The sequence below is a fragment of the Actinoplanes sp. NPDC051633 genome (genome assembly GCF_040681735.1).
GTDB lineage: Bacteria > Actinomycetota > Actinomycetes > Mycobacteriales > Micromonosporaceae > Actinoplanes.
In genome coordinates, this window is sequence record NZ_JBFAZH010000348.1 from 1 (window position 1) to 6,801 (window position 6,801).

A 6,801-nucleotide genomic window follows, 5' to 3' on the forward strand; every position below is an offset into this window, starting at 1 on the left:
ACGCTCATTGGCATTATTTTTAATGGCAGAAGTTGATATTTCTATATTAAGTATGGTTCCAAGAGAATATTTTCATCCTAAACCTAAAGTGAAGAATCATCTCATACTCAACAAAGGTAATCATAAACATACATCCAATCGCTACAATCGCACGACGTCCTTTTAAAAGGTCTGAGATATAACCCCATAATAAACTGGCTACTAATGCTCCTATTTCAAAGTAGAAAATAGTATTAACCGCGTCACCCTTATTAAAGTGTAAATGCTCTGATACGTATAGCGGCGCCCAATTATCAATACCAATACGCACGATATATACGAAAACATTTGAAATACACAAAATCCAAATCACTGGATTTCCCAGGATATATTTTTTAAAGATATCCCATTTAGTCATACCTTGAGAATCAATATTTTCTTGATCGATAGGCTCTTCCCAAATTTCTTCAGCACGATTCCAACCTAATTCTTCTGGATCATCTTTCCCAATAAATAATGTCACGATTCCAATGATTAAAGCGATAATAGAAGGAAAAATAAACATCCCAACGACATTACCGTGGAAAAATGTATTCGCACCCCAGAGTGCGACACCGCCAGCAATTGCACCACCAATGTTATGTGATGTATTCCACCTGGCTGCTATCACTTCGGCCCCCGACCACGCGTCGTCACCGAACGATCGCGAACTCGGCAGGTTGCTGTGACCGGGCTAACCTGTCAGGACGGGCGGCGAGCGCCGGAGGCCCACGGACCGCCGGCCGCCCGCGAACCTTCGGTTCCCTTTCGGTGTATGTACCTAGGAAGGGGAGAGTGCGACTTGGAGGAGGCCCGTGACAACGCCTACCTGGGGTGAGCCCGGCGGCGCGCTGACGACGGATGAGTTCCGTCATGCGACCGAAGCCATCATGACCAACATCGAGCAGGTGATCGAGGGCAAGAGCGCGACCGTGCGACTGGCACTGGCCGTCATGCTCGCCGAGGGCCACCTGCTGATCGAGGACGTGCCCGGCGTCGGTAAGACGAAGCTCGCCAAGGCGCTCGCGCGCAGCATCGACTGTTCGGTGCGGCGCATCCAGTTCACGCCCGACCTGCTGCCCAGTGACGTGACCGGTGTCAGCGTCTACAACCAGGAGCAGCGGGACTTCGAGTTCAAGCCCGGTGCCGTGTTCGCCAACCTGGTGGTCGGCGACGAGATCAACCGGGCCTCGCCCAAGACGCAGTCCGCCCTGCTGGAGTGCATGGAGGAGCGGCAGGTCACAGTCGACGGCACCACGTACGAGCTGCAGGCGCCGTTCATGGTGATCGCGACGCAGAACCCGATCGAGATGGAGGGCACGTACCCGCTGCCCGAGGCCCAGCGCGACCGGTTCACCGCCCGGATCGCGATGGGGTACCCGGATCCGCGGGCCGAGCTGGCCATGCTGAGCGGTCACGGGGCCGTCGACCCGCTGAACAGCCTGCGGGCCGTCGCCGACGCCGCGGTGGTCCGCCGGGCGATCGCCACGGTCCGCGAGGTGCACGCGGCCGACGCGGTGCAGCAGTATGCGATCGCGCTGGTCACGGCCACGCGTGAGGCGCCGGAGATCCGGCTGGGCGCGTCCCCGCGGTCGACCCTGCAGCTGCTGCGCACGGCGAAGGCCGTGGCCGCTCTCGAGGGCCGCGACTACGTGCTGCCGGACGACCTGCAGGCGCTGGCCGTCCCGGTGCTCGCGCACCGCATCATCCCGACCACGGACGCGCAGCTCAATCGGCGTACGACCGACGCCATCGTGGCCGAGATCGTGCACCGGCTGCCGTTGCCGCACGACCGGGCGCGCTCGCCGTACGACACCCGGCAGGCCGGCACCACCTCCACCTACGACACCAGGGGTCGGTGACCTATGCGGGAGGCCATGCGGGGGCTGACCACCCGCGGCAGGTCCTTCCTCGCCGCCGCGGCGGCGAGCGCCGTCTCGGCGTTCATCCTCGGCGAGAGTGACCTGCTCAGGGTGGCCGTCCTGCTGGCCGCGCTGCCGCTGCTGGCGGCGGCGTACGTGGGCCGCAGCCGCTACAAGCTGGCCTGCACGCGCTCGCTGGAGCCCGCCCGCACCCCGGTCGGCTCCAGCTCGCGGGTGATCCTGCGCCTGCAGAACCTCTCCCGGCTGCCCACCGGCACGCTGCTGCTGGAGGACAGGCTGCCGTACGCGCTGGGCTCGCGCCCGCGGGTGGTGCTGGAGCGGCTCGGGCCGCACCAGGCCAGCTCGGTGGCGTACACGGTGCGGGCCGACGTCCGGGGCCGGTACGGTGTCGGGCCGCTGGTGATCCGGCTGACCGACCCGTTCGGCCTGTGCGAGCTCAACCGCTCGTTCCCCAGCGTCGACCGGCTCACCGTGATCCCGCAGGTCGTGCCGCTGCCCGCGGTGCGGCTCGCGGGTGAGTATTCGGGCACCGGGGAGAGCCGGGCCCGCTCGGTGGCGGTGCACGGCGAGGACGACGCGGCGACCCGGGAGTACAGGCGCGGCGACGACCTGCGCCGGGTGCACTGGCGGTCGACGGCACGCACCGGCGAGCTGATGGTCCGCCGCGAGGAGCAGCCGTGGGAGAGCCGCGCCACGGTCGTCCTGGACACCCGCGCCCACGCCCACCGCGGCGAGGGCCCGACCGCCAGCTTCGAGTGGGCGGTGTCGGCGGCCGCGAGCATCGCGGTGCACCTGCGCCAGGCCGGCTACAAGTTGCGCCTGGTCACCGGCACCGGGCTCGACGTGGACGCCACCGAGGCGCACGGCGACTCGATCATCCTGGACACGCTGGCCGACGTGAAGACGGCGCCGAACGGCGACATCTCGGTGCTGGTCGAGCAGGTCCGGCGGCGGTCCGACGGCGGCCTGGTGATCGGGCTGTTCGGCAGTCTCACGGTGGCCGGGGCCGAGGTGCTCAGCGGCCTGCGGGGCAACGGCGCCACCTGCATCGGCTTCGCCATCGACAGCACCACCTGGATAAATCTGATGCCGGCCGACCGCACCGAGGCCGACCGCGCGCAGGAGGCGGCGGCGTTGGCGCTGGTCCGCAGCGGCTGGCGGTCCCTGCCGGTCCGGCACGGCGACGCGCTGGCCGCGCTGTGGCCGGCCGCCGCGCGCGGGTCGCAGGGCTTCGCGTGGCGGGCGGCGATGGCCGAGACGGTGGCCGGCGGCGGCCGGCGATGAATCTTTTCAAGGAGCGTGTCACGTGACCGGGCGTAGGCGATTGGGGCTGGTCGCGGCCAGTGCGACGCTGCTGGCGGCCGCACCCCTCTCCGCGATCTTCGAGTCGTACACGTGGTTGATGCAGTGCATCGTGGCGGTCGGCCTGATCGCCGGCGCCGCGGTGGTCGCCCGTACCCTCCGCCTTCCGACCTGGGCCCAGGCGCTCGGCATGGTGGTCACCCTGCTGTTCGTGCTCACCTGGATGTTCCCCAGCGGCGAGGAGCTGCTCGCGCTGATCCCGGGGCCGGACACGTTCACGCACTTCGGCGAGCTCTTCGCCCAGGCCGGCGAGGACACCCGCAACTACGGCGTGCCGGTGCCCGACCGTGAGGCGCTGCAGTTCATCACCGTGCTGGGCGTCGGCGGCTGCGCGGTCGTGGTCGACATGCTCACCGTGGTCATGCGCAAGCCGGCCCTGGCGGGCCTCCCGATGCTCGCCATCTACTCGGTTCCGGTCGCGATCTACATCGACAGCGTGCCGGCCGTCCCGTTCATCATCGGCGCGGTCGGGTTCCTCTGGCTGCTGGTCGCGGACAACGTCGATCGAGTACGCCGATTCGGCCGCCGGTTCACCGGTGACGGTCGCGACGTCGACGTGTGGGAGCCGTCCCCGCTGGCGGCGGCCGGTCGGCGGCTGGCCGCGATCGGCGTGGCGGTGGCGGTGCTGCTGCCGCTGGTGACACCCGGGCTGACGACCGGCCTGCTGTCCCGGCTCACCCAGGTCGGCGGCGGGTCCGGCAACGGCGGCTTCGGTGGCGGCGGCAGCGGCAAGGTCAACCTCTTCGCCTCGCTGAGCGGCTCGCTGAACGAGACCGAGACGCGGCAGATGCTGAAGGTGACCACCAACGAGGCCGACCCGTTCTACCTCCGGCTCGGCGTGGCGGACGTCGTCAACGAGAAGGGCTTCGCGAACCGTACGCCCAGCGGCAGGCCGATCAACCGGGGCGTGCCCGACCCGCGCGACGTCCGCAAGCCCGGCTTGAACTACCGCGAGTTCCGGGCCACGGTGCAGATCGAAGACCTCAACATGGCGTTCGCCCCGGTCTACGCCAGCCCGATCGCGTCCGAGGATCTGGGCGCCTGGTCCTACGACCTGGGTTCGCAGGTCGTGTTCTCCAACCGGACCACGACCAAGGACAAGGAGTACACCTTCGACTACGTCCGGGCCCGCTACAGCGCCGAGGCTCTGCGCCAGGCCGACCCGCTGTCGGAGGGCAGCCCGCTGCGGCCCCAGATCGATGTGCCGCGGGATAAGTTCGTCGACGACCTGGTCAAAGAGCTGACCAAGGGCAAGACCACGGAGTACGACAAGGTACGCGCGATCTACAACTACTTCTCCGCGGACAACCAGTTCAAGTACAGCCTGCAGACCTCGACCGGCACGAGCGGGTCGGAGATCGCGTCGTTCCTGCAGGCCAAGGTCGGGTTCTGTCAGCAGTACGCGGCGGCGATGGCGTGGATGACGCGGGCGGCCGGCATCCCGGCCCGGGTGGCGTTCGGTTTCACCCGCGGGGCCGACCGCGAGGGCAACACCTGGACGGTCACGAACCGCAACGCGCACGCGTGGACGGAGGTCTACTTCGAGGGGTACGGGTGGGTGCCGTTCGACGCGACCCCGGCCGCCAACGTGACCGGCTCGACCCGCTCGGACTGGGCGCCCGACATCGACCGCCCGGAGCCGACCGCGTCGTCGTCGACCGGTGCGGTCGCCCCCGGCCCGAGCGGATCGGCCGCCCCGGGCGAGGACCCGCGGCTGCCCCGGGACGACAGCCAGCTGGGCGCGTTCGGCGGCGGGACGACCGGCCCGACCGGCGGCTCGACCACCGTGCTGTGGATCGTCGGCATCGCCGCCTTGGTCATCGCGTTGCTGCTGGTGCCGGCGCTGCGCCGGGTCCTGGTGCGCCGCCGCAGGCACGCGGCGACGGTGACCGAGCCGACAATCGCCGCGGCCGCGGCCGCGGCGGCGTCGGCGTCGGCCGGTGGCGGTCGCGAGGTGACGGTGACGACCGAGACGATCCAGGCGCGCGAGGACGCGCACGCGGCCTGGGACGAGCTCATCGACACGATGATCGACTACCGGGTGCCGGTGGACCCGACGGAGACCCCGAGGGTGACCGCGCAGCGTCTGGTCCGAGAGGCGGAGCTGGAAACGGAGCCGGCCGCGTCGGCGACGCTGCTGGGCCGAGCCGAGGAACGCGCCCGATACTCCCGCCGCCCGCTGCAGGGCGGTGAGCTGACCCAGGCGCTGGGCCGGGTGCGAAAGGGCTTGTCCCGTTCGGCACCCCGGCGCACGCGGCTGGTGGCGGCCCTGATGCCGCCGTCGGTGCTGCTGCGCTGGCGAATCGCCATCGGCGACGCGTCAGCCAGCACGATGAGCTTCTTCAGCAGGGCCCGAGACGTGGCGGTCCGCTTCAGCCCACGCCGCTTGATCCCGAACCGCACCCGCTGACAAAGCTCCGGGCCGCCTCCTACGGGAGGCGGCCTTGGCCTGCCAGCTTGCAGGCCGACCTTGCGGCGCCGTCGGGGGTCGGCGGCCGGCCCGTACTGCCCAACCCGGCTTGGTTGCGTCTGGCTATCTCTTGGGGCCGGTCACACTTCCGGACGCTCGTCGTGGGCAGCAAGGCGACCCCGTCGTGGGTCCATCCGTGCCGGCCCCTTCCGCTCCGACCTTGGGCAGCGGGCCAGCTTGTCGCGAAGCGAGCCGAGTGCGACCACCCCTGCTCGCCGGCACCCACCGCGAGCATCCACGCCGGCCTTCTCACGGGTCCAGCAAAGGGCGGCCGATCCCGCTCCCCGACACTCGCCCGAGAAGCCACGCTGGCCTTCCCGCGGGCCGGTAAAGAGCGGCCCGTCTCGCTACTTTGACACCCACCCTGAGCAGCCATGCGGCCGTCTCCCGGGCCCAGCAAAGCGCGGCCCATCCGCTCCCGACACTCACCCCGAGCGAGCCACGCGGCCTCCCCGCGGGCCCAGCAAAGCGCGGCCCATCCGCTCCCCGATGCCCACCCTGAGCAGCCACGCCGGCCTTGCGGCGGGTCCAGCTAAGAACGGCCCTCCCGCTCACCGACACCCACCCCAAGCATCTACGCCGGCCTCCCCACGGGTCCGGCCAGCGTGCGGCCGTCCCGGCGCCTCACACTCGCGCAGCTGCGATCACACGGCCCTTCCGCACTCGGCCCTCCGCCGGCCGGGGCGAAGGTCGGCCGCCCCGCCGTGGCGCCAGCAACGTAGTGGTAGCTCAGACGCCCATCCGACCCCCGAAAAGCCCTCTCGCCTACCACTACCGAGCCGCCCACCACGCCAGCGGCCAAAGTGGTAGGTCAGCCCCCGATCCCGAACCCAAATGGGTGTCTCTGCTACCACTAACGACCCATCCGCCGGACAAAACGCACTTAGTGGTAGCCCAGCCCCGCATCCGGCCTGCGACACGGGGACTGGGCTACCACTCTGCTCGACGACCTCTCGCGACACCTCTGAATGGCGAACCTCGACCGGCACCCTTATGCGCTGCGAGCGGGCGGCCTTCGCGGGCGCGGGCGCGCCGGTTGGCCGTTCGCGGGGGTTCGCCATTCAGAGG

3 protein-coding genes and 2 pseudogenes are annotated in these 6,801 nt (G+C 68.7%); 4 read left to right on the forward strand and 1 reads right to left on the reverse strand.

The annotated features are described in order from the left end of the window. Positions 1-106: pseudogene (locus AB0M20_RS20060) on the forward strand (23S rRNA (adenine(2058)-N(6))-methyltransferase Erm(B)); the annotation flags it as partial. A 21-nt stretch (positions 107-127) separates the two neighbouring features. On the opposite strand, the pseudogene AB0M20_RS20065 reads toward AB0M20_RS20060, so the two are convergent. Continuing rightward, positions 128-649, reverse strand: a pseudogene (locus AB0M20_RS20065) (MFS transporter); the annotation flags it as partial. 259 nt (positions 650-908) lie between these two features. On the opposite strand from AB0M20_RS20065, the gene AB0M20_RS20070 reads away from it, so the two are divergent. From AB0M20_RS20070 to AB0M20_RS20080, 3 genes are read left to right on the forward strand one after another with little or no spacing between them, the layout of a single operon-like run. Next, positions 909-1,880: a MoxR family ATPase gene (locus AB0M20_RS20070; protein WP_364300180.1), complete on the forward strand. Its 972-nt coding sequence runs from the start codon at positions 909-911 to the stop codon at positions 1,878-1,880. Positions 1,881-1,883: 3 nt separating this feature from the next. Continuing rightward, complete coding sequence (locus tag AB0M20_RS20075; protein WP_364300176.1) at positions 1,884-3,185, forward strand: DUF58 domain-containing protein; 1,302 nt, start codon at positions 1,884-1,886, stop codon at positions 3,183-3,185. Positions 3,186-3,207: 22 nt separating this feature from the next. Then, positions 3,208-5,673 carry a DUF3488 and transglutaminase-like domain-containing protein gene (locus tag AB0M20_RS20080; RefSeq protein ID WP_364300178.1) on the forward strand — a complete coding sequence of 822 codons (2,466 nt, stop codon included), beginning with the start codon at positions 3,208-3,210 and terminating at the stop codon, positions 5,671-5,673. The last annotated feature ends 1,128 nt before the right edge of the window (positions 5,674-6,801 follow it).